This is a genomic window from Shimia thalassica, assembly GCF_001458215.1.
Taxonomy (GTDB): domain Bacteria; phylum Pseudomonadota; class Alphaproteobacteria; order Rhodobacterales; family Rhodobacteraceae; genus Shimia; species Shimia thalassica.
The window spans coordinates 170739-192670 of record NZ_CYTW01000002.1; the positions used below are offsets into that span (position 1 = coordinate 170739).

The window sequence follows — 21932 nt, forward strand, 5'->3', positions numbered from 1 at the left end:
GATTGAATGCGCCAAGCGGATATTGGTGTCTTTGGATTAGGGACAATGGGCAGCGCGCTCGCGCTTAATTTCGCGGAACAGGGCGTGCGTGTCGCTGTTGGCAACAGGGAAACGGAGTGGGTTGATGCGTTTCTCGAGGAAGCCGGAACGCTCGCCTCTCATATCGTGCCAACCCATTCGCTTGAAAGCTTCGTTGCAGAACTCGAAGTCCCGCGCGTCGTTTTGTTCATGATCCCGTCCGGTGCCCCTGTTGATCACATGATCCAGGCGGTCTTGCCGTTGCTCAGCGCCGGAGACACGATTGTTGATGCTGGCAATGCAGATTTCAATGACACGCGGCGCCGTTCTGCGGCACTTGCGGCCCAAGATATCAATTTCGTCGGCATGGGCGTGTCCGGAGGGGAAGAGGGCGCCAGAAACGGCCCTTCGATGATGGTTGGGGGAAGCGATGCAAGCTGGCAACGGCTTCAACCGATGCTCGACCCCGTTGCCGCCAAGTTTCAAGATGCGCCTTGTGTGGCCCATATGGGGACGGATGGCGCGGGCCACTTTGTCAAAACGGTTCACAACGGTATCGAATATGCCGATATGCAATTGATTGCCGAGGTTTATGGCTTGTTGCGGGATGGTGGCGGCTGGGAGTCCCCGCGTATTGCCGCGCTGTTCGATCGCTGGAACCAAGGCCCCTTGCGCAGCTTCCTGATGGAGATTTCGGCCAAAGTGCTTTTGGCAACTGATCCGAAAACGGGACGACCTGCTGTCGAGGTGATCGTGGACAAGGCGGGTCAAAAAGGAACGGGACGCTGGACCGTGATCGAGGCGCTCAAACTGGGACAGTCGGCCTCGGGTATCGAGGCGGCGGTTGGTGCGCGCAGTTGGTCCTCGGAGAAAGAACTGCGTCAACGGTTGTCCCATGCCCTGTCAGGGGCCGAAACGGTGGCGCTGCCGACGGAAAACGAACTGGAACAGGCTTTTGCCGCTGCGCGTTTGCTTGCGCATATTCAGGGGTTTTCCGTGCTGCAGGCCGCTTCTGACACTTTTGACTGGTCACTGGATCTGTCACGGATTGCCGAAATCTGGCGGGCTGGGTGCATCATCCGGTCGGCGTTGCTGGATGATTTGGCAACGGCGCTGCGCGAGATTCAATTCGGGGCATCCTTGTTGGAGATCACCCAGTTTCAAAAGACACTGGACGCCACGGTTCCGGCCTTGCGCAAAGTAGTTGTGGCGGGGGTTCAGGGCGGCGTGCCGGTGCCCGCACTTGCGGCTTTGCTGGGATGGTATGACTCGATGAGACAGGCCCGCGGCACGACAAACCTGATTCAGGCGCAGCGTGATTTCTTTGGGCACCACGGGTTTGAACGCGTGGATGCAACAGGCAAACACCACGGCCCTTGGTGGGATGTGTCAGCGACATCATGAAACAAAAAACGCCCAAGAGCTATGACACTCTTGAGCGTTTTGAATTCAAGGCAACACTTGTGCCTTAGTTGACGATCGCATTCAGGATCAGGAAAATCACGGCAGACATCATCGCTGCTGCGGGCACGGTGATCACCCATGCCGCGATAATCGTCATAAAGTGGCTGCGCCGAACCAGCTTGCGACGGCGGCGTTCCTCGGGGGCGATACGCGTGGCCGCAGGGCGTTTTATGGCTGACTTGCGCAGGCGACGCTCTGCGTCCCATTCACGGTAGAAACCAACACCGAACACGCCGCCCACCGCAATGTGTGTCGAGGATACGGGCAACCCGAGCCATGACGCGACAATCACGGTAATCGCCGCAGACAAAGCCACACAGTAGGCCCGCATCGGGTTCAGCTTGGTGATCTGGCTGCCGACCATGCGGATCAGCTTTGGCCCGAAAAGGAACAGGCCAAACGAGATACCAAAGGCACCGATGACCATGACCCATGTCGGGATGCTGACCTTGGCGGCGAAATCACCAAACTCGGAGGCGTGCACGATTGCGGCCAAAGGACCAACGGCGTTCGCAACATCGTTTGCACCATGCGCAAAAGACAGAAGAGCTGCGGAAAAGACCAGCGGAATACCGAACAGAACCTTGAGCGATTTGTTCCGGTTCTCGAGACCTTCCGACTGTTTCCGGATCAGGGGTTTGGTCACGAAATAGGTGATCAGACCAGCCGTTGCACCAATGGTCAAAGCGGTTGGCATATCGATCTTGATGATCCGTTTCAGGCCTTTAAGCGCAAGGTAGGATGTGAAGGCAGCGGCCATAATGGCAACCAGAACAGGAACCCAGCGCCGTGCAGCGGCGATCTTGTCGTCCTGATAGATGATTTTGATTTTGATAAAGGCCAGAAACGCGGCTGCAATAGCGCCGCCAAGCACGGGGGAAATCACCCATGATGCCGCGATTTTGCCCATTGTGGGCCAGTTCACAGCGGCAAAACCTGCGGCTGCGATGCCTGCGCCCATAACGCCGCCCACAACCGAGTGCGTGGTGGATACTGGCGCGCCGACATATGTGGCAAGGTTTACCCAAAGCGCGGATGAGATCAAAGCAGCCATCATGGCCCAGATAAAGATCTGTGCGTTTTGAATGCCCGCCGGATCAATGATGCCCTTGGAAATGGTCGAAACAACATCGCCACCCGCAAGAAGCGCACCGGCACTTTCAAAAATGGCGGCAATCAGGATCGCGCCGCCCATCGTCAGGGCATTGGCCCCCACGGCGGGCCCCATGTTGTTGGCCACATCGTTGGCGCCGATGTTGATCGCCATATAGGCACCAAAGCCCGCCGCAGCGACAACAATCAGGTTTGAAGGATGGTCACCATAGAAAATTCCGGCAGTGATCCCGGCAAGAACGATGAAGACAAGCGCAATGCCAAGCCCGACCATGGGGCGTGCAACATATTGTGTGCCGGTTTCTAAATGAGAAAATCTTTCGAGATCGCGATCAAGTGTCTCCAGATGATCGTTATCGTTTGGTTGTGTACTCACGTGACATACCCCCCTTCAAAGCGTTCAAGAGCCGCACTAGGGGAGCCCCTTGCGCAAAGCAAGGGCGGTGTCACAAAACTGTAGTGAAAGTGTTACAATTGACGCAACAGTTCTTTCAATTGGGGTTCGTTCACCATGTTGGCCGCTTCTGCGGGGGTTACCCATTTGCGGCGACGTTCGTGCGCCTCGGGGTAATCATCCGTAAGACGCTTTACACGAATAGGGTACACCAGCGTTTCAACACGGACTGGAAGGCCGCTTTTCAGTTCTTTGTCATAGTCGTAAGAGCCAAGAACCTGATCCGACACGTCACCCTTTTTCACGCCGGCCTCTTCCCATGCTTCTTGCATGGCGGCCTCGTGGGCGTCTTTGCCGTCAATGGGCCAGCCTTTGGGGATGATCCAGCGACCTGTGTCGCGGCTGCTGACAAGCAGAACTTTTTTCTTTGGGCCATCTTCGCGATAGCACAGCGCCGCCACCTGAAGACGTTTAGGGCGTCGTAACATCGGGCCAACCATAGTGGTCAGCGCTTTTTTAAAGGCGTTGGTCATAGTCTGCTCATTGTTCGCGTTTTTTGTCTGTGCATTGTATATACAATTATCAGGTTGATTTTCAACCCTTGCACTAATTTTTCTTTTTTATTGGGGTTTTCGGCGCTTTGCGCGCAACGTGGGATCGGCTTGGGTCGGGTCTTCGGGCCAGGGATGTCTTGGATAACGCCCTCGCATATCCTTGCGTACATCCGCATAAGACGTGGCCCAAAAGCCGGGAATGTCCATCGTTGTCTGAACTGGCCGTCCTGCCGGAGATTGCAGCGTAACGCGAAGCGGCGTGCGTCCCACCATGGGGTGCGAGGTCTGGCCAAACAGCTCTTGCAGCCGCAAGCTTATCTCCGGATGCTCACCGGAATAGTCGATCGGGATCTTGCGGTTTAGCGGCGTTGTAAAATGCGCTGGTGCCTGCTGGTCAAGAAGTTGCATTTGGCCCCAGTCAAGTTGTGCTCTCAGCGCTTCAAGAACGTCGAACTTCTTCCAGTGCTCTGCTGTCTTTACACCGTTCAGATGCGGCAACAACCACTGCTCGATACGGTCCATCAAGGCCTCTGTCGTCATATCGGGCAGGTCATGTCCTGCCGCTCTTATCAATTCGACACGGGAGACAAACCGGCGGGCGGGGCCTGACAGGGACAGCCCGAGGTCACGCACGCCATCCAGCATGGCATAGGCAATTTTGTCGTCAGGTGCCTCTTTCCAGATGCGGTCATCAAGGGCAACGGCCCCCAGCATTTCTTGTCGTTTTGCAATCACGCGACGTTCGCGTTTTGACCAGACACAGCTGTCTTCCCATCTGATCTGATCTGCGAACAAGGACCGGATTTCCGCTTCGGAGATGGCAATGGCTTGGCGGATGCGCGCCTCTCTCGGGTTGCCATCAGTGTCCGAAACAACAATCAGCCGGGTGTTGGCCAGTGGATCGGCATCGTCCAGCACAACACCTTTTCCGCCCGACAGAACAAACCGTGGAACATCGCCTTTGCGCCGCAAACCAATACGATCAGGATAGGCCAGCGCTGCGGTTTCTGCCGCACTCATCGGAGTTGCATTCGTGCGTTTGCCGGATTTGCCAAGACGTTTGGCTTCGTCGCGGATCGTGTGCAACGCAGCGCGGTTCACCTGATAGGGGCGCCGTTCGGTGAAGACTCTCAAATCCGACAGGGCCTCAAGGCGCAAGGCAAGGTCGACCGGCGCACCACGCGCCAGAGGATCGCGGGCCGCCAAAAGAGCCGCAAGCGGTGCCGCATCCGGCCCCGCAACGGTCAGCATATGGGCAAGGCGTGGGTGCAGGGGGATGGTGGCCAATGTTCGGCCGTGCCTTGTGATCCGGTTGTCGTCATCAAGGGCGCCAAGCATCCGCAAAACCGTTTGTGCTTCGGCAAAGGTGCCTGCATTCGGCGGTGTCAAAAACGCCATATCCTCAATCTTTGCCCCCCAAAGTGCCAGTTCAAGCGCAAGCCCCGTGAGGTCGGCAGATTCAATTTCGGCAGGCGGATAGGCAAGCATCGCGCCTTCCTCGCCCTTGGTCCAAAGACGGTAACAGACTCCTTCTGCAACGCGCCCTGCGCGCCCTTGGCGTTGGGTGGCTTCTGCACGGGTCACGCGATCCGTCACCAGACGTGACATGCCAGAGCCGGGGTCGAAACGGGCCCTTCGTGCCTTGCCTGCATCAACGACAACGCGAATGTCCTGAATGGTCAGGGAAGTTTCTGCGATGGATGTGGCAAGAACGACCTTGCGACCGGACTCGGATGGTCGGATGGCGGCTTGCTGGTCCTTAAAGGGCATCGCGCCAAAAAGCGGGCGGACGTGACATGTGTCGGGCAATCGCAGTTTGGCTTGGGTGCGGCGGATTTCGCCTTCGCCGGGCAGAAAGACCAGGACACCGCCCTCGGTCTCGGTGATCGCGGCTTCGATTGCACGTGCGGTTGCGTCTTCCAGACGTTCGCCTTTGGCCAGTGGTTTGTCCCGCCAGCGCGTTTCCACAGGAAAACTGCGCCCTTCCGATGTGATGACGGGGACATCCCCCATCAGGCGGGCCACGGGTTCTGCGTCAAGCGTGGCCGACATGGCCAACAGGATCAAATCGTCGCGCAGCGCATCGGCAATTTCAAGACACAGGGCAAGCCCCAGGTCAGCATTCAAAGAGCGTTCATGAAATTCGTCAAAAATGACCGCGCCAATGCCAGAAAGCTCGGCATCGCTCTGGATCATACGGGTCAGAATTCCTTCGGTGACGACCTCGATCTTGGTCTCGCTGCTGACTTTGCTTTCTCCGCGTACACGATACCCGACTGTGGCGCCGGTTTTCTCTCCAAGAGTTTGCGCCATGCGCTCTGCCGCCGCTCGCGCGGCAAGCCGGCGCGGTTCAAGCATCAGAATTTTTCCGGCGCCGCTGCCAAGGCCAGCCTTTAGCATTTCAAGGGGCACAACCGTGGTTTTACCCGCCCCGGGTGGCGCTTGCAGCACGGCACGCCCCCTGTCGCGAAGCGCAGAGAGCAAAGATGGGATGGCGTCTTGGATCGGCAGGCGGGACATGCGCCCCTTATCGGCCAAGCGGCAGGGCGGGTCCAGAGGGTCTTAGTTACGCCGCACAAGCGTCGCGGGGCCATGGCGCGATCGCAGCTTGACGCCGACGCTGCGCCAAATGCCGTCCTGCAACTGATAGGTCACTGATGCGGGCGACGTCGACATTTCGGCAAGTTCTTCGGCGGAATACCCGCCCAGCCGGTCATAGCTGCCCGAACAGGTGATTTTGTCACCGTCGGTGGTTTTCCTGGTCAGATGCAGCCGCGCCAATCGGGTTCCGTCAAATTGTTTTTCGTCCTGAGAACACTCTGGCGCATCTGGCTGGTCGCGCAATGTCAGCCACATGAGCGTCATCGGATCGATGGCGCCTTTGAGCATCGCATCTGAAATCGGAACCGCCGGATCCTGTTTGCCGCTGATTTCGTGGGGGATTCCATTTTTGAACGCCAAAGAGGTTTCGGAAACCCGCTTGCCCGTGTTGATATGCCCGTCATAGGTCGCTGGCACATAGGACTGTCCCTCCAAGCGGCCCTTGGATGCGGCATCAAAGTGGATACTGGCCACGACGCCGACCAAACCGGTTGTCTGGAACTTGCCGACCCCCGAAAACGCCCCGCCGCTTTCGGTCATGGTAACCCGCAATTCCCCGACCTTCAGACCAAAGGCATGCACAGACCAAAGCTGCTCTGCCGAAACGGGCGCGGCAAAAACGGTTGCGACTGCGGCGCATAGAAGCGCGCGGCAGGATTTTCCGCGCAGAAAAGGGATCGAGGCTGGACAAGCGCGCGTGCGACAAGGCATGTAATCACCCCAAAAGGGAGGCGCGTTCAGCGCCAGAGAGACAGGAACGGCCATGGATATCGCACAGCTGCATGACAAGGTATTGAAGCAGGACCGCCGCGCGCTGGCAAGGGCGATTACGCTGGTCGAAAGCGGCCGCGCAGATCACCGTGCGCTTGCCAGTGAACTGCTCGAGCGGCTGCGCGGATCAGGGCGTCAGGCCTTGCGTATCGGTCTGTCAGGCACGCCGGGTGTGGGCAAATCGACCTTCATCGAAAGCTTTGGAATGACGCTGACGGCGAAGGGGCTCAAAGTCGCTGTTTTGGCGGTTGATCCTTCATCTGCGCGCTCCGGCGGTTCGATTTTGGGGGACAAAACCCGGATGGAGCGCCTCAGCCGTGATCCAAACGCCTTTATCCGCCCGTCTCCTAGCCAAACCCACCTTGGCGGTGTGGCCAGACGCACCCGCGAGGCCGTAGCCCTGTGCGAGGCGGCGGGTTTTGACGTTGTTCTGATCGAAACCGTTGGTGTCGGGCAGTCCGAAACTGTTGTGGCCGAGATGTCCGACCTGTTTTTGCTGTTGCTGGCGCCGGCGGGCGGGGACGAATTGCAGGGTGTGAAACGCGGCATCATGGAGATTGCGGATATCATCCTTGTGAACAAGGCGGACGGTGATCTCAAAGCGGCTGCAATGCGCACCTGTGCGGACTATTCCGGTGCATTGCGCCTGCTGCGTAAACGCCCGCAAGATCCACAAGGGTTCCCCAAGGCCATGACCGTGTCCGCGTTGCAGGAAGACGGTCTTGAGACATCATGGGGCGAAATGCAGGCCCTGACAGACTGGCGTCGTGAGAATGGCCATTGGGACATGCGGCGCGCGGGACAGGCACGGTTTTGGTTCGAAGAAGAGGTGCGTCAGGGATTGTTGGCGCGTCTGCATCAATCCCCGGCACGCGAAGCCATGGAAAGCCTTGCGCGGGACGTTGAAAACGGATCGACCACGCCCGGAAAGGCCGCGCAACGGATGCTGGAAGAGTATCTGTCGCGATGAGCAGAACAGGGCAGCGCGTGTTTGACGGAGATCGGCTTCGGGCCACTTTGTTTAACGGCGATGCCCGCAAGGCGCTTGTGACGTTCCGCCAAAGGATCACGCCAGATGGCGCATTCAGCGATCCAAAACCGATAGCGCGGTTTGTGAATCAGGGCTATGCGCACCTGCATCTGCAATCGCGCAAAAATGACTGGTACATCAATGATGAAACCGAGGCCTTCGAAGACCGGTTGCGAGACCTGACAGCGCCCTACAGGCGGGTTGTCGGTACGGGGTTTTCGATGGGGGGCTATGCGGCGTTGCGGTTTTCCAAGGCCTTGCGTTTGCAACATGCCTTGCTTGTGTCGCCGCAATTCTCGATTGCGCCCTCTCTGGTGCCTTGGGACAAACGGTATCGCGACAGTGCAGCGGGTTTTGACCCTGACCTGGGGGATGTGGCGCGCAGGTCCCGACGTGGATTGAAAGGGGTGATCCTGATTGATCCGTTTCGCCCAATGGACCGACGGCATGCGGATCTGATTTGTGTGGCGTTTCCGAACATATCGGTCTGCAGCTTGGGCTGTGGTGGTCATCCGGCCACGCGTATTCTGGGCGAAACAGGTGGTTTCGGACGGGTCCAGGCGCAATTGCTGTCCGGACGCGTAGATGTCGACGCCATTCGCCAGTTTCACCGGTCTGGACGGCGGACCTCTGCGATTTACTGGCGTCACCTTGCCGAAAACGCGCAAAAGCGCGGGCATCTTGATTTGGCAAACGAGGCGTGCGCGCGCCACGCAGCTTTGTCTGGTGACTAAGCCAAGCCCGCCAAAACATCTCGACGCCGTTCATTTGCGTAAACACCAGAATTCAGGGGCCGGAACCGGCGTGATGCTGGACCTTTGCGTCACTTCGGGATAAATCAGCGGTGTCCAAGGATTCCTTTACCTGAATCACTTGACGCCCCTGAATATTCGGCCTAATGACGCCGAACGAAATTCCGGGCGCGGCCTTGGCAGCGCCCATTTGCTTTGACGGGGTCAACTTCCCCGTGGACCGAAAAACGAGGATGTACCCATGTCGCGCCGTTGCGAACTGACCGGAAAAGGCCCGATGACTGGCAACAATGTCAGCCACGCCAAAAACAGAACCCGCCGTCGTTTTCTGCCCAACCTGAACGACGTGACTCTTCAGTCAGAAGTTCTGGGTCGTGGTGTTAAACTGCGCATTTCAGCTGCAGCCCTGCGCACAGTAGATCACCGTGGTGGTCTGGACGCATTCATGGCGAAAGCGAAAGACACAGAACTCTCAGACAACGCTCTGAAGGTCAAAAAAGAGATTGCAAAGGCCCAGGCCGCAGCCGCCTGAACCTTTTGACGATCGGACAGTGATTATGGCCCCGCCTGAGATTTCAGGCGGGGTTATTCCTTTTGCATCGCCACGCCAACAGCCCACCTAGGGTTGGCACCCGGCGAGGGGGGGTGCCTTTGGACAAAACGCACGCGCGGACGGGTGGGTAAGGCGTTTTGTCGCTATACATTCCTGCGTTGGAAGCTTTAGATACAGCCCATGGTCAGGTTGCGTCTACATATCGCGAGTCTGTTGGTTGCTGTGCTTGTTTTGACAGGACACAGCATGGCGATTGCGCGTGGAATGCCCACTGCGTCCGGCTTCATGGAGCTTTGCACCGGTACTGGACCGGTGATGATGCCCGTGGATGCCGAGGGCAATCCGACCGGACCTTCCCATATCTGTCCAGAGTTCAGCCTGTCGTTGATGGAGGCGCTGTCGCCCGTCCCTGTGGTGGCTCTTCCGCTTGATAGCCGCGGACAGAAGATTGGACATGCCTATGAGGTTTCGCTTCGGGTGATTCGACCGATTGAAGCTTCGGCGCGCGCTCCCCCTTTTGTTGTCTGAGGCCTTTGGCCGTTCTTCAAAAAGCCCAAAACAAATCAATCAGACTATACGAAACGGGAGAGACCTGATGTCTTTCAAATCCATTACTTTGGCCACCGTGGCCGCGATCGCCCTTGCTGCCCCTGCTTTTGCTGAAAGCATGATCAAGGTTGACGACCCATATGCCCGCGTATCGGCCAAAATGTCGAAATCCGGCGCTGCTTTCATGGTTATTGAAAACCACGGCGACGCAGCAGATCAGCTGATTGATGCGCGTTCGGACGTCGCCAAAAAGGTCGAGTTGCACACCCACAGTGAAAATGCCGACGGCGTTATGCAAATGCTGCACGTTCCCGAAGGATTTACCATTCCCGCGCATGGCAACCACATGCTCATGCGGGGCGGGGACCATGTTATGTTCATGGGTCTTAACCAGCAACTCGAACACGGTGATGTCGTCACTGTGACCCTGGTGTTTGAGAAAGCCGGCGAGATGACCGTCGAGATTCCGGTTGATCTGGAACGCAAGCCCATGCACGGCGGTGGTCACATGAACCACGGCACCATGAAGAAAAACTAAATCGCAGCCAGAGCCTTTTGCTGCTCTGCTGAAGATCTTGTTGAACATAAAAGGCCGCGATTGCGCGGCCTTTTTCCGTGGATGGTGGGGGCGCTAGCGCGAGAGTTCCTGAGCCACCCACTGCGGAACGATTTGCGTGGCCGGACCAAAGCAGGTTTCGGCGAAATCGGACACTCGTGACGACGGCGCAAGGTTCAACTCGATAGTGTGTGCGCCACCACGGTCTGCCTCTTGGACAAAAGCGGCGGCGGGATAGACCTCGCCAGAGGTGCCGATTGCCACAAAGGAATCCGCACTGGCAAGGTGTCCCCAGATTTCATCCATATAGTAGGGCATTTCACCAAACCAGACGATGTCCGGCCGAGTCGTCGCGCGCCCGCACTGGGGGCAGGCATCGGTTTTATGCATCACCAGCGGCGCGGGCCAGCGGCTGTCGCAGCTTGCGCATAAGGCACCGTTCAGGGCACCGTGCATGTGAAGAACATTTGTTGAGCCAGCTATTTCATGCAAACCATCAACGTTCTGGGTAACAATCAGAACTTCTCCGGGGTGGTCCCGTTCCAGCTTTGCCAAAGCATCATGTGCGGCGTTCGGTTTGGCCTCGGCTGACTGGGCGCGTCTTGCGTTATAGAAGGCGTGCACAAGATCGGGATCGCGGTGAAATCCTTCGGGGGTCGCGACATCCTCGATCCGGTGCTGCGCCCAAAGCCCGTCTTCGTCGCGAAACGTCCCAAGTCCGCTTTCTGCGGAAATGCCTGCGCCGGTCAGGATCACAATCTTGTCGTTGCTCATCGAAACGTCCTTGCCTTTGGAAATGTGTCCCTCGCACCATGGCAACCCCTGTGGAAAGCAACAAGAGGGAGTTGACCTTGGCCGCATGATTGGGAACACCAGAGGGGAAGGAGATTCAGATGAGCAAATGGATTGTCGCCGAACGCCATAAGGGAGGCGTTTCAATGTGGGAGATGCCCTCTCGTCAGGAAATCTCGGGGGCCGAGGGCCCCATTGTCATGGTCGGAGGCGGCGCCGCACCGCGCAGCCTGCCGTGCACGGCCATTCCGGATCGCCTTGTTTCGGGCGAGGGCGGAGGATGGCTGTTTCCACCACTGGCATGGGACGGTCAGGTGAGTGATGGGGCAGAGGCCCGCGTCGCGGGATTTGTGGCTGCCAACCCGAATTGGGATGGCGTGATTTGTGTCATGGGCGCAAGCACGGCCTGGGTCCATGTGAGCGCGGGTGAAGTCATCAGCTTTCAGCGGTTTGTCACAGCCCAGTTGGCTGCAGCTCTGGATGTGTCCGACGATTGGGACGAAGATCGGCTTCGGGCTGCTTTGGACGAGGTTATGACGCGTCCAGAACGGCTTGCGGCTTATCTCGCGCGGGCAGGGGACGCGGGCACGCTCTGGGGGGCATTGCTTGGGGCTGAACTGGCTGCGGCGCGCCCCTACTGGTTGGGACAGCAGGTGTTGCTTGTCGGTGCAGGGCGGAGCGCTGATGCGCTGGCTCTGGGATTGTCGGGACAGGGGGTGCCTGTTGAACGGGCCGATGATACCGATATGCTTTTGGCGGGTGTTGCCGCCGCCGTTTCCGTGCACGGAGGACTGTGATGAAGGTTCTGTTTGTCTGTCTTGGAAATATTTGCCGCTCTCCTGCGGCAGAAGGCGTTTTTCGGGATCTTGCACCTGAGGTCGAAACTGACAGTGCGGGAACAAGTGGTTGGCACGTAGGCGAGCCGCCTTATGGGCCCATGCAACAGGCCGCGCGCGCCCGTGGATATGATTTTTCCGACATGCGCTCGCGCCAGTTTGAAGCCGCCGATTTCGGGCGTTTCGATCTGACTGTGGGAATGGATGCGTCAAACATCGAGAACATGGAACGTTTGCGCCCCAACGGCAATGAAACGCCCTTGCGGTTGTTCACGGATTTTGCACCGGACAGTGGTGCGAACGAGGTGCCCGATCCGTATTATACGCGTGACTTTGACGGCGCACTGGATCTGGTTGAAGAGTGCGCACGCGGGTTGGTCGGGCACCTCGGATAGTCAGGATCAGCTGCGCGGCAACTCCATCTTCGGATCATAGCGGGCAGGCGACACCACTTCGGCGGCAACAGCTGTCCCCAGAATATCAATCGTTACCGCGCTGTGGCCTTCATCAAGGAACCCCATTGCAAGGTTTTCGTTCACGCGGTGCCCCCAGTCCGCCGAGGTCACGGTGCCGATGATTTTGCCGTTGGCGCGAATGGAGGCGCCGGGCTGAGCAGGGGCAATGTCACTTGCAACTTTGAGCGTGGCAAAGGTCTTGCCCGACGGGGCGTCCAGTCGTTTTTGCAAAGCTTCTTTGCCGATAAAGTTGGCTTTTTCCATTTTCACAAAGCGGGACAAATCGGATTCAAACGGGTCAAATTCGGTGATCAGGTCTGCTTTCCAGTGACGATATCCTTTTTCAAGACGCATGGATTCAACCGCACGTGCCCCGAACAAGGTCATGCCATGGTCGGCGCCAGCCGCACGCAGGGCAGTCCAGGCCGCAAACAGCGAGGCGTTCGGCACATGGATTTCATAGGCCAGTTCTCCGGAGAAGCTGACACTCATCACAACCGCCGGAGCGATCCCGATAGAAGCCTTGCGCACCGAGAGCCACGGGAAGGCCGCGGCCGACCAGTCACCGCGCGCCGCTTTGGACAGGACATCGCGTGATTTGGGACCGGCGATCACAATGATCGTCATGTCATTGGTCAGGCTTTTTACCGTGATGCCTTCGGGTGCATGCGCGGTGAGCCAATCCATATCATGAAATTCCGAGGCCGCAGCAGAGCCGTACCAGATGCGGCCATCGGGCAGATTGGCAATGGTGGCCTCGGCTTTGATCAACCCGTGATGGTTCAGCATATAGCCAAGCCCGATCCGGCCCGCCTTGCGGGTGACGTTGCCGCAAAACATCGTGTCGAGCCAATCCTGCGCGCCGTCACCCGAAATTTCAAACCGGTTAAACCCGTTGACCTCGGTGATCCCGACACCGGATTGCAGCGATTTGACCTCTGCCGCGACCACATCAAAGACTTCGGTAAACCGGTATCCGTGTGTTTCGGTGAAATCCGGAGAGGGTTTGAAATAGTCGGCGCGTTCCCATCCGTTGACCGGTGTGAATTCCGCGCCTTCGGCCTGCAGGATTGGCGTGAGTGGTGTTGTTTTGGCAAACCGTCCGGCAGGCCGGTGTTCGTGCGGGAAATGAAATCGGAATTCGTTCTGGTAGTCTTCGATTGCTTTCAGTGCGGTCAATTCAACATTGGCGTGGCCGGTAAAGCGACGCGGATCAATGCACCAGGTGTCGTAACACGCTTCGCCATGCACAATTTGTTGGGCGAGCATCCAGCCATGTCCACCGCCTTCGCCCAGACCCGCACGCAAACCGATGATACAAAAGGCGTTCCGCTTGCCGGGAATGGGACCCACCAACGGGGCGCCATCAATGGTATAGGTGATGGGTCCGTTAACAATCGCACGGATGCCGGTTTCCTGAAGTGCAGGCATGCGGGCAAAGGCGCCCTCGAGAACATCCATCACACGGTCAAGATCATCCGGACACAGAGCATTCACAAAGTTCGGATCAATCCCGTCCATGCCCCATGTTTTACAGTCCTGTTCGTAAAATCCGACCAGCAGGCCGTTCTTTTCCTGACGGCTGTAATAATCGCTGATCGGGCACCGCAAGAGCGGCATCCGGTGGCCCGCTTCTTTTATCGCGGGGATATCTTCCGTCAGAAAATACTGGTGCTCCATTGAGGCAACAGGATGCTCGACCCCCATCATGGCGCCAACTTCGTTTACCCGATAGCCACAGGCGTTGACGACGATTTCACAATCGATATCGCCGTGTTCGGTATGCACGGTCCAGCTGTCATCTTTATGCTGCGTCAGACCCGTTACCGGCGTGTTGCGATACACCTCGGCACCGGCCTTTCTGGCATGAAAGGCAAGCGCCTGGCACAATTGCGCAGGGTCGATGTCCCCGTCGTGCGGGTCCCACAACCCGCCAACAAGGTTATCGGTCGAAATCAGCGGGTGCCGGCGGGCGCATTCTTCGGCATCAATCACTTCGAATTCGACCCCCATGCCTTGCGCTTGGGACACGAAATGACGGTAGCCGTCCATCTGGGCTTCGGTATTGGCCAACCGGATGCCCCCGTCCCCATAGTGATATCCGACAGGGTATTCGGTGTTGGCAGCCAGTTCCCGATACAGGTTGATGGAGTGGGTTTTTAAACCCACCATCGTTTGGTTCATGCCAAAGTTTGTCACCTGAGCCGCCGAATGCCATGTTGTACCACTGGTCAGTTCATTGCGTTCAACAAGGACGACATCGCTCCAGCCTTCTTTGGTCAAATGATAGAGAGTCGAGCAACCAGCAATGCCGCCGCCAATGACAACTACGCGTGCAGTCGATTTCATGGGGTTTCCCTTTTCGTGAATCTGTTGATGCAAGGATTGGCAATAACAAGTTGTTTGCACAATCATGACCGTCACAGTTTAAGAAAATTGAAATCTGAGAATTTTTGAAACTGAAACTGAAATTCTCTGCTTGCGCCGATGGGGGGCAAGCCTTGATCTGGTGGGGAAACCTCAAAGGCGGACCCGCATGACCGACATCGAAGCAACAAAACGCCGCCGTTCTGGTCGACGGGAAAAGCTTGCACAGCGAAGTGCCCCGCCAAAAGAAAACCCGTGTCCGCCCGGGCAGCAGGGCGGACAGTACCGGCCGTTGAGTGATGCGGATTGTCAAAATATCTATGACACGGCTTTGCGATTGCTGGATGACCTCGGTATGGGCGAGGTGCCTGACTATTTGCGTGACCAGTTGGTTGCCCATGGCGCCCGCGTCAAAGGTTACAGGGTGCAATTGCCACCTGCACTGGTTCAAAAGGCCATCGCCGCCGCACCGGGCCGCTTTACACTGAACGGGCGTGATCCGGCGCGATCGATTGAAGTGGGCGGTGACCGCGTGCACTTTGGGACAGGCGGTGCTGCTGTTCAAATTCTTGATGTGGAAACAGGGGACTATCGCCCGACGACGCTTCAGGATCTTTATGACTTCACACGGCTTCAGGATGGTCTTGATAATGTCAGCTGGTTTACACGGTGCTGCGTGGCCTCGGACATGCCGGGGGAATGGTTGCTGGACCTGAACACGGTCTATGCCCTATTGCGCGGGACAACACGGCCCGTGGCCACCTCATTCACCTTGGCCGAACATGTGTCGCCCATCATCGATATGGTCGAACTGGCCGACGGGGCAGGCAGCTTTCAACGCAACCCGTGGATCAAGGCGCATATTTCGCCGGTGATTTCTCCGATGCGGTTTGGAGAAGATGCGGTGGCCGTGGCGTTGGAGTGTATTCGCCACAACATCCCGATCAGCTGTATCACGGCGGCGCAATCCGGAGCGACAGCACCTGCAACACTGGCAGGGTTTCTGGCGCAATCGCTTGCCGAGACACTGGCTAGCCTTGTGATGGTGCATGTGTATGCGCCCGGATATCCGATGGTGTTTTCGAACTGGCCTTTGGTGATTGATTTGCGCACTGGTGCCTTTTGTGGCGGCGGCGGAGAAATCAGCGTTATGAACGCGGCCTCGGCCCAGATTTCGAATTGGCTCGGACTGGTCTCGGGCGTTGCCAGCAGCATGACAGATGCCAAGGCTCTGGATGCCCAATACGGCATGGAGAAAGGCATCTCGGCCATGGCGGCAGGGCTCGCTGGCGGAAACCTGATCTATGAAAGTGCGGGCATGAGCGCGTCGCTTTTGGGGGCCTCGTTCGAGGCGTTCCTGCTCGACAATGACATGTTGGCCCACATTTACCGCGCTCTGCGGGGGGTAGAGGTCAGTCAGGACACCTTGGGCTATGACGCCATTGTGGATGCGGTTCTGGGCGAAGGTCATTTCCTCGGAGGGATGCAGACCATGGGCGCGATGGAGCGGGACTATTTCTATCCCGCGATGGCGGACAGGGACGCGCCGATCACTTGGTCCGAAAAAGGACGACAGGATGCATGGTCGCGCGCCAATGCGCAGGTGCGCGACCTGCTGGCAAAACCTGATCCGGGGTATCTGGATGCCGCAACCGACAAGCGTATTCGCGACAAATTTGATATTCGTCTGGGGGCCGCTGGATGATCCGGTTAGCCGTCCAGCACGCGCAGGTCTCCCTCCAGCCAAGGCAGGGTGCGCAGGGCCGGATCGATGATCTGTGCCTGAACAAGGCGCCGCATCGTGTGCGCCACGTCACGTGGTACGCGATCCGCCCAATCCGCGCTGGCATAAAGCGAAATGTTGCGGCTGAACGGCTTGAAGGGCAGGGGGTGCGCCTCGACCTGTTCATGGAACCGCGCCGCGCGCATGTATCCCAACGGAGTCGTCACCGCCCAACCGATGCCGCGCGACACCAGCGCCATCAACGACAGGTGGCTGCCGATTTCGAACCGTTCGGCAAAGGTCAGCTTCTGACGCGCCAGATGGGCTTCGATCTGGCGGCTGATCAATTGTTCGCGCTCGTATCGCAGCAGCGGAAACCCCTCGAGCGTCGCGAGCATATCAGGCCCCTTGGGCAGTTTGCCACGTGGCGCAACCAACACGAACGGATCCCGAACCAACGGGTATTCGGCAACACCGTCCAACACTTCGCCGGTGCTTGCGGAAACGCCGATATGCAAACGGCGCTCTTTCATCGCCGTGGTGATTTCATGACTGGGTGCCGTGATCAGCTTGAACCGGCACCGCGTGAGGCTTTCGGCCAGAACAGTGACCAGTCGCGGCGTCAGATCATTGTCAAAGTCGTCGATGATTCCCATGTTCAGCGTCGTAAGATGGGTCAGGTCCATGACCGTCAGTTCCGATTGAGCCAACCGGAGTTCCGACAAAACGCTTTCCGTGCGGGTCAGAAAACTGCGACCGGCCGAGGTCAGCTGCATCGGGCGTTTGCCATGATCCACAAGGTCGGTGCCCAGAGATTTCTCAAGGTTGCGCAGCTGTTGGCTAACCGCAGGTTGAGACAGACCCGTGATTTCGGCGGCCTGTGCCACCGACCCCGACGCGGCCAATGCCTCGAATACTTCCAAACCCCGCAGGGTTACGCCTTTCATCAGCATTGTGCGTCTCCTGTTAGATTTGCCTTTTTTGAAACTACAAGCGCATCGCGTCAAGATCGCCTGCTCGTTCCCACCCAAATGGAATACCCATCATGACAGTACGTTACCTGAAATCGTCGACTGGTCTAGCACCTGAAAACCAATCTGACACAAATGACATTGTTCAGATCATGCTGGCCCGCATCCAGACCGGAAAAGAGCAAGTGGTCAAGGACTATGCGCGTACCTTGGACGGGTGGACCGGTGAGATTGAAGTCACCCGCGAGATGATGGCCGAAGCCGAGCACAAACTGCCCCAATCCGTGCGTGACGACATACGATATGCGCATGAAAATATCCGGAACTTCGCCGAGGCGCAGCTGGCGAGTATTTCAGAATTTGAAACAGAGTTGCGCCCGGGTTTGTGGGCAGGGCAGCGATTGATCCCGCTTTCTTCGGCCGGATGTTACGTGCCGGGCGGACGTTATAGCCACATTGCAAGTGCCTTGATGACAATCACCACAGCCAAAGTCGCGGGCGTGTCAGATATCACGGCGTGTTCCCCGCCGCGTCCGGGTGAAGGTATTCCGGCGGCCATCCTCTATGCCATGGGGATCGCGGGGGCGGACCGCGCCTTGGCGCTTGGCGGGGTACAGGGGGTTGCCGCAATGGCCGGAGGCATGTTCGGTGCCAAGCCCGCCGATATTCTCGTTGGACCGGGAAACCAGTTTGTCGCCGAGGCCAAACGCCAGATGTTTGGCGAGGTGGGCATTGATATGTTCGCGGGTCCCACAGATACGATGATCCTTGCGGACGCTTCGGCGGATCCGGAACTGGTCGCTTGGGATTTGGTGGGACAGGCCGAACACGGGTTTAACTCGCCAGTGTGGTTCGCAACGGATGATCTGGCTCTTGCCGAGGCGGTTATGGCTCTGGTGCCCGGCTTGATTGCGGAACTGCCCGAACCAAACCGCAGCAGCGCGCAGCAGGCATGGGATGCGCTGGGCGAGGTGATGCTGTGTGCGGACCGTGAAGAGGTCGCCGCGATGGCCGATCAATATGGCCCGGAACACCTGCATGTTCAGGCCGCGGATCTTGATTGGTGGAAGATGCGTTTGCGCAGCTACGGGTCGTTGTTTCTAGGCGAGGAAACAACCGTGCCATTCGGAGATAAGGCATCGGGGCCCAACCACGTTTTGCCGACATCAGGGGCCGCGCGCTATACCGGCGGATTGTCTGTGCACAAATTCCTCAAGACGGTCACGTGGCAGCGCGTCGAAGACCAGGCCCTGCCTGATCTGGCGCGGATCAGTGCAAGCATTTCGCGACTGGAAGGCATGGAAGGCCATGCGCGCAGCGCGGAAATTCGATTGGAAAAATTCACGGCACCGCCAAAGCGTGTCGTCAACGGTGCCGGATAAATTCGCAGAAGGGCGTTACTTTTTCAGGTGGCTGCAGCTTGCTGCAACCACGCCGCCAAATTCGCTGTACCGCTTCCAAAAGTCTTCGTGACTGCGGTTGTCCGATTGTCGGATTTCCTGCGCTTTGTGCGGATCTGAAAAGAACGATGCGGCCATTTTCTGATCCCGACGGGTCAGGTTCTGGTCAGCGACATTCTGGATGCAACGGCACAAGTTGCGCGATTTTGCCTTGCGATCTGATTGCATGCAGGCGTTGGAAATTCTTCCGGCGTCTGCCGTGCTTATCGCAATAGGAGAGATCAACGCTGCGATCAGGGCGGTTTTCAATACTGTTTTCATGGGCTGCCTCAGTCCGTGGTGTGTGTCATGCGCCGTGTTTTCACGATGTCCATGACCGGAATCTGCGCGTATTATGTGACAAAAAATCAAGAAATTCAATTCGACTCAGGGTCGCAATTTAGAAAGAATACCAGAGGCCGATATTCACGTTCGGAACAGGGCTTTGGCTCTTTTGAACAAGGCCTGATATCACATGAAGACCGGGTTTGATCTGATACGCCCCGCCAAAACCGACAGAGTGATAGCGTTCCCCTAAAGAGGTTCGTTCAGAGGTGACTTGCAGCAAAAGCTTTGAGTCGCGGGTCAGGTTGAGCCCGACAGTGCCTTCCGCCTTGCCCAACCAGAATGCATTGTCGGGCGCATAGGTTAAAAACAGGTCAAGCGTTGCCCAACCGGTTTGGTTGAACACGGAATAGCCGCGCCCGATAGACAATCCGGGGCGCACAACAAAGGTCCGCCCCGTGGGGATCTGCGCCGTGCCAATGGCCATTTCTGCGGAAACTTTCCATTGGCTTTCACCCGAAAAGATTGGGCGATGTAAATAGGCAAGGGCCGAGCCGCTGCCGTGTAGATCGGCGCCTGCATCAAGGCCAACGGTCCACAGGTCAGACAGCCCATATTCAAAGTACAAAGAAGAGTAAGGGCGGGTTTCTCCGGTCAGATAAGGGGCCTCGTAGCTGAGCGCGACAAAGCTCTTTCCGGCACCTCTTGGCCATGGCCCGGCGTGGCAGGTCTGTGAAATCAACAAAAGAACAATCAGAAGCCGGATCATGAAAACCTCTGATTAACCTTCTGGGCGATATGGTGAATTTTTGGTTAACGCTCATGAGGTCTTTGGGCCGCAGTCTTTCAAAAAGCCTAGCCAGTTTCAACTTTGCTGCGCTAAGCTTGAATTTCAGAGGAGATGAGACAGATGCCACATATAGACCAGAATGCTGAGCTGCAGACCGTTATCACGACCTTCGAAATGACTCCGGGCACATGTCAGGATTTGCTGGAAGCCCTACAAGACGCCTATGACAACTTTATTTCAAAGCAGCCGGGTTTTATCGCAGCGGGTTTGCATGTGAACGATGCGCAGACGCGTATCGCCAACTACTCGCAATGGCGCAGACGCGAAGATTTTCAGGCGATGCTGCGCTCGGACGAAATGAGAGAGCGGAACCGCAAGATTAATCTTCTGTGCCGCAGCTTTGAACCGGTTATGTATGATGTCGTGCAGGCTTACGGCTGAAGGCACGACCCTGACTTGAATCAAGGATGACCTTGCTGGTGTTTACTAAGCTTGCGTCATGAAAGAGGAGGTGCGCTATGTACAAGAAAATTCTGGTACCTGTGTCATTCGACGACGACCGAAATATTGAAGACGCTTTGTCCATTGCCAAAAGGCTTGGCGACGAAGGCAGTTTGATTGTTTTGCTGCACGTAATGGAATTTCTTCCCTCTTACGCGATCAACTATATTCCGGAAGGCTTTAACGACGAAGCCAAGCTTGCCATTACCGGATCGCTGTCTGAGTTGGCGGTGGGTCTGTCCAATGCCACGGTCGAAGTCGTCGAAGGGCATTCGGGGCGGACGATTCTGGACTGGGCGGATGAAAATGCCGTCGATTGCATCGTAATTGCCTCTCACCGTCCCGGTATGCAGGACTATTTTTTGGGAAGCACCGCTGCACAGGTCGTGCGCCACGCAAAATGTGCCGTCCACGTCGTGCGTTGAAGGCATCCGTTCAAGAAGGGAAAAGACATGTATAAAAACATCCTCGTACCCATCGCATCAGATCACGATCCTTCGTCACCAAAGGCGATTGCCGCAGCCCGCCTTTTGGCGGACGGCGACGCACGGATCACCGTGCTGACCGTGATGGAGGCCGTGCCAGAGTATGTCGCTCAGCAATTGCCCAAGGGACAGCTGGCCCATAATGCAATTGAAATCGCAAAAGGTTTGCGCGCCGAGCTCGAAGGGCAGGACGATATTGTCGTAGAAGTGGTCGAGGGCCATTCCGGGCGCACAATTCTGGAGTGGGCGGAAGAGCATGGTGTTGACTGTATTGTTATGGCGTCGCATCGTCCGGGTCTAAGTGATTATTTTCTTGGATCGACGGCGGCGCGCGTGGTGCGTCATGCCACTTGTGCCGTTCATGTTATGCGATAGGAGAGTAGCTTGAGCTTTTTCACCCGGTTAGCTTCTGGTTTCGCCGTGGCCTGTGCTTTGTTTGCGGCGGCGCCAGCGCTTTCGCAGGGAGCAGAGGGCGCTGGTTTGTCACCATCCCAGACGGCACGTGTTGTCAGTATTCTGGACACGGGGTTTGCTTCGTGTGCGTCGGCAGCCCCGGTTTATCGGTTGGACTGTTTTAGCCAGGTGTATCGCAACGGATCCAAATTACTGGCCAATAACGCCAGCTACTGGGAAGCCGAAGTCGCGCTCACACGTGTTGGTCGCAACCTTTACACATTTGTTCGGGCGAACACTGATGCAAAGGCGGGTCGTATCCGGCTCGAAGGGTTCCGTCTAAAGGCTGTTTCTGAAGCCAAGATGCCCGAGGCGGAAAAGCTTTATGCAACGAATATTGCACGCGCCATCGTCCTTTTGCGCGGCGGTGGAGAAGCGGAAGAAACCTATTTTGGTCCAATCGCAGACGAAGTTGCCAAGTATCCAAAATTGATCCCATGAGTCGGCAAAGGCTCATCGTGAACTAGAATATTCAAGGAA

General features: G+C 57.2%; 23 protein-coding genes. 14 read left to right on the forward strand and 9 right to left on the reverse strand.

Translation table 11 applies throughout. The features are described from left to right. The first annotated feature begins 6 nt into the window (after positions 1-6). Positions 7-1422, forward strand: coding sequence for an NADP-dependent phosphogluconate dehydrogenase (gnd, locus tag PH7735_RS10730; RefSeq protein ID WP_058311372.1), 1416 nt, complete (start codon positions 7-9; stop codon positions 1420-1422). Between the two features lie 64 nt (positions 1423-1486). Here gnd and PH7735_RS10735 read toward each other — a convergent pair whose 3' ends face one another. From PH7735_RS10735 to PH7735_RS10750, 4 genes are all read right to left on the reverse strand, one after another. Then, a complete protein-coding gene (locus PH7735_RS10735) occupies positions 1487-2971 on the reverse strand; it encodes an inorganic phosphate transporter (RefSeq protein WP_058311373.1) in 1485 nt (494 codons plus the stop codon). Positions 2972-3063: 92 nt separating this feature from the next. Continuing rightward, the gene (locus tag PH7735_RS10740; RefSeq protein ID WP_058311374.1) at positions 3064-3522 is read right to left on the reverse strand and encodes an NUDIX hydrolase; all 459 of its coding nucleotides are present in this window, start codon (positions 3520-3522) and stop codon (positions 3064-3066) included. An 87-nt stretch (positions 3523-3609) separates the two neighbouring features. Then, positions 3610-6063 carry an ATP-dependent helicase HrpB gene (hrpB, locus tag PH7735_RS10745; protein ID WP_058311375.1) on the reverse strand — a complete coding sequence of 818 codons (2454 nt, stop codon included), beginning with the start codon at positions 6061-6063 and terminating at the stop codon, positions 3610-3612. A 42-nt stretch (positions 6064-6105) separates the two neighbouring features. Continuing rightward, positions 6106-6909 carry a DUF3108 domain-containing protein gene (locus PH7735_RS10750; RefSeq protein WP_058311376.1) on the reverse strand — a complete coding sequence of 268 codons (804 nt, stop codon included), beginning with the start codon at positions 6907-6909 and terminating at the stop codon, positions 6106-6108. Between PH7735_RS10750 and meaB the strand changes: the two genes are divergently transcribed. The 5 genes from meaB to PH7735_RS10775 all read left to right on the forward strand — a co-directional run bounded on the left by meaB (position 6908) and on the right by PH7735_RS10775 (position 10337). Then, the gene (gene meaB, locus PH7735_RS10755) at positions 6908-7885 is read left to right on the forward strand and encodes a methylmalonyl Co-A mutase-associated GTPase MeaB (protein WP_058311377.1); all 978 of its coding nucleotides are present in this window, start codon (positions 6908-6910) and stop codon (positions 7883-7885) included. The two genes, PH7735_RS10750 and meaB, sit on opposite strands and share 2 nt — an antisense overlap. Continuing rightward, a complete protein-coding gene (locus tag PH7735_RS10760) occupies positions 7882-8679 on the forward strand; it encodes an alpha/beta hydrolase (protein ID WP_058311378.1) in 798 nt (265 codons plus the stop codon). Before meaB ends, PH7735_RS10760 begins: the two co-directional genes overlap by 4 nt. Before the next feature lie 259 nt (positions 8680-8938). Continuing rightward, on the forward strand, positions 8939-9229 hold the full coding sequence (rpmB, locus tag PH7735_RS10765; protein WP_058311379.1) for a 50S ribosomal protein L28: 291 nt from the start codon (positions 8939-8941) through the stop codon (positions 9227-9229). A 267-nt stretch (positions 9230-9496) separates the two neighbouring features. Continuing rightward, positions 9497-9778 (forward strand): hypothetical protein, encoded by a 282-nt coding sequence (locus PH7735_RS10770; protein WP_145865319.1) that lies wholly within the window; start codon positions 9497-9499, stop codon positions 9776-9778. A 67-nt stretch (positions 9779-9845) separates the two neighbouring features. Beyond that, positions 9846-10337 (forward strand): copper chaperone PCu(A)C, encoded by a 492-nt coding sequence (locus PH7735_RS10775; RefSeq protein WP_058311381.1) that lies wholly within the window; start codon positions 9846-9848, stop codon positions 10335-10337. A gap of 93 nt (positions 10338-10430) precedes the next feature. On the opposite strand, the gene PH7735_RS10780 is transcribed toward PH7735_RS10775, so the two are convergent. Further along, positions 10431-11129 carry an NAD-dependent deacylase gene (locus tag PH7735_RS10780; protein WP_058311382.1) on the reverse strand — a complete coding sequence of 233 codons (699 nt, stop codon included), beginning with the start codon at positions 11127-11129 and terminating at the stop codon, positions 10431-10433. A 119-nt stretch (positions 11130-11248) separates the two neighbouring features. Here PH7735_RS10780 and PH7735_RS10785 point away from each other — a divergent pair, with 119 nt between their 5' ends. Both PH7735_RS10785 and PH7735_RS10790 read left to right on the forward strand, forming a co-directional pair. After that, positions 11249-11944, forward strand: a complete 696-nt coding sequence (locus PH7735_RS10785) for a 2-dehydro-3-deoxygalactonokinase (protein ID WP_058311383.1) — start codon at positions 11249-11251, stop codon at positions 11942-11944. Next, positions 11944-12378 (forward strand): low molecular weight protein-tyrosine-phosphatase, encoded by a 435-nt coding sequence (locus tag PH7735_RS10790; protein WP_058311384.1) that lies wholly within the window; start codon positions 11944-11946, stop codon positions 12376-12378. The genes PH7735_RS10785 and PH7735_RS10790 overlap by 1 nt, the downstream gene beginning before the upstream one ends. A gap of 6 nt (positions 12379-12384) precedes the next feature. Here PH7735_RS10790 and PH7735_RS10795 read toward each other — a convergent pair whose 3' ends face one another. Next, positions 12385-14787: a GcvT family protein gene (locus PH7735_RS10795; protein WP_058311385.1), complete on the reverse strand. Its 2403-nt coding sequence runs from the start codon at positions 14785-14787 to the stop codon at positions 12385-12387. Between the two features lie 187 nt (positions 14788-14974). On the opposite strand from PH7735_RS10795, the gene PH7735_RS10800 reads away from it, so the two are divergent. Next, positions 14975-16510, forward strand: a complete 1536-nt coding sequence (locus PH7735_RS10800) for a trimethylamine methyltransferase family protein (RefSeq protein WP_058311386.1) — start codon at positions 14975-14977, stop codon at positions 16508-16510. 5 nt (positions 16511-16515) lie between these two features. Here the strand turns inward: PH7735_RS10800 and PH7735_RS10805 are convergent, their stop codons facing one another. Further along, the gene (locus PH7735_RS10805) at positions 16516-17481 is read right to left on the reverse strand and encodes a LysR family transcriptional regulator (RefSeq protein ID WP_058311387.1); all 966 of its coding nucleotides are present in this window, start codon (positions 17479-17481) and stop codon (positions 16516-16518) included. Between the two features lie 92 nt (positions 17482-17573). On the opposite strand from PH7735_RS10805, the gene hisD reads away from it, so the two are divergent. Further along, positions 17574-18881, forward strand: coding sequence for a histidinol dehydrogenase (gene hisD, locus PH7735_RS10810; protein WP_058311388.1), 1308 nt, complete (start codon positions 17574-17576; stop codon positions 18879-18881). 15 nt (positions 18882-18896) lie between these two features. On the opposite strand, the gene PH7735_RS10815 is transcribed toward hisD, so the two are convergent. Both PH7735_RS10815 and PH7735_RS10820 read right to left on the reverse strand, forming a co-directional pair. Beyond that, positions 18897-19220, reverse strand: coding sequence for a hypothetical protein (locus PH7735_RS10815; RefSeq protein ID WP_058311389.1), 324 nt, complete (start codon positions 19218-19220; stop codon positions 18897-18899). A 118-nt stretch (positions 19221-19338) separates the two neighbouring features. Further along, positions 19339-19992 (reverse strand): hypothetical protein, encoded by a 654-nt coding sequence (locus PH7735_RS10820; protein WP_058311390.1) that lies wholly within the window; start codon positions 19990-19992, stop codon positions 19339-19341. Positions 19993-20133: 141 nt separating this feature from the next. Here PH7735_RS10820 and PH7735_RS10825 point away from each other — a divergent pair, with 141 nt between their 5' ends. From PH7735_RS10825 to PH7735_RS10840, 4 genes are all read left to right on the forward strand, one after another. Further along, complete coding sequence (locus tag PH7735_RS10825) at positions 20134-20454, forward strand: antibiotic biosynthesis monooxygenase family protein (RefSeq protein ID WP_058311391.1); 321 nt, start codon at positions 20134-20136, stop codon at positions 20452-20454. 77 nt (positions 20455-20531) lie between these two features. Next, positions 20532-20939 (forward strand): universal stress protein, encoded by a 408-nt coding sequence (locus tag PH7735_RS10830; RefSeq protein ID WP_058311392.1) that lies wholly within the window; start codon positions 20532-20534, stop codon positions 20937-20939. Positions 20940-20966: 27 nt separating this feature from the next. After that, positions 20967-21374, forward strand: a complete 408-nt coding sequence (locus PH7735_RS10835; protein WP_058311393.1) for a universal stress protein — start codon at positions 20967-20969, stop codon at positions 21372-21374. Positions 21375-21383: 9 nt separating this feature from the next. Next, positions 21384-21893, forward strand: coding sequence for a hypothetical protein (locus PH7735_RS10840; protein ID WP_058311394.1), 510 nt, complete (start codon positions 21384-21386; stop codon positions 21891-21893). Positions 21894-21932: the final 39 nt, after the last annotated feature.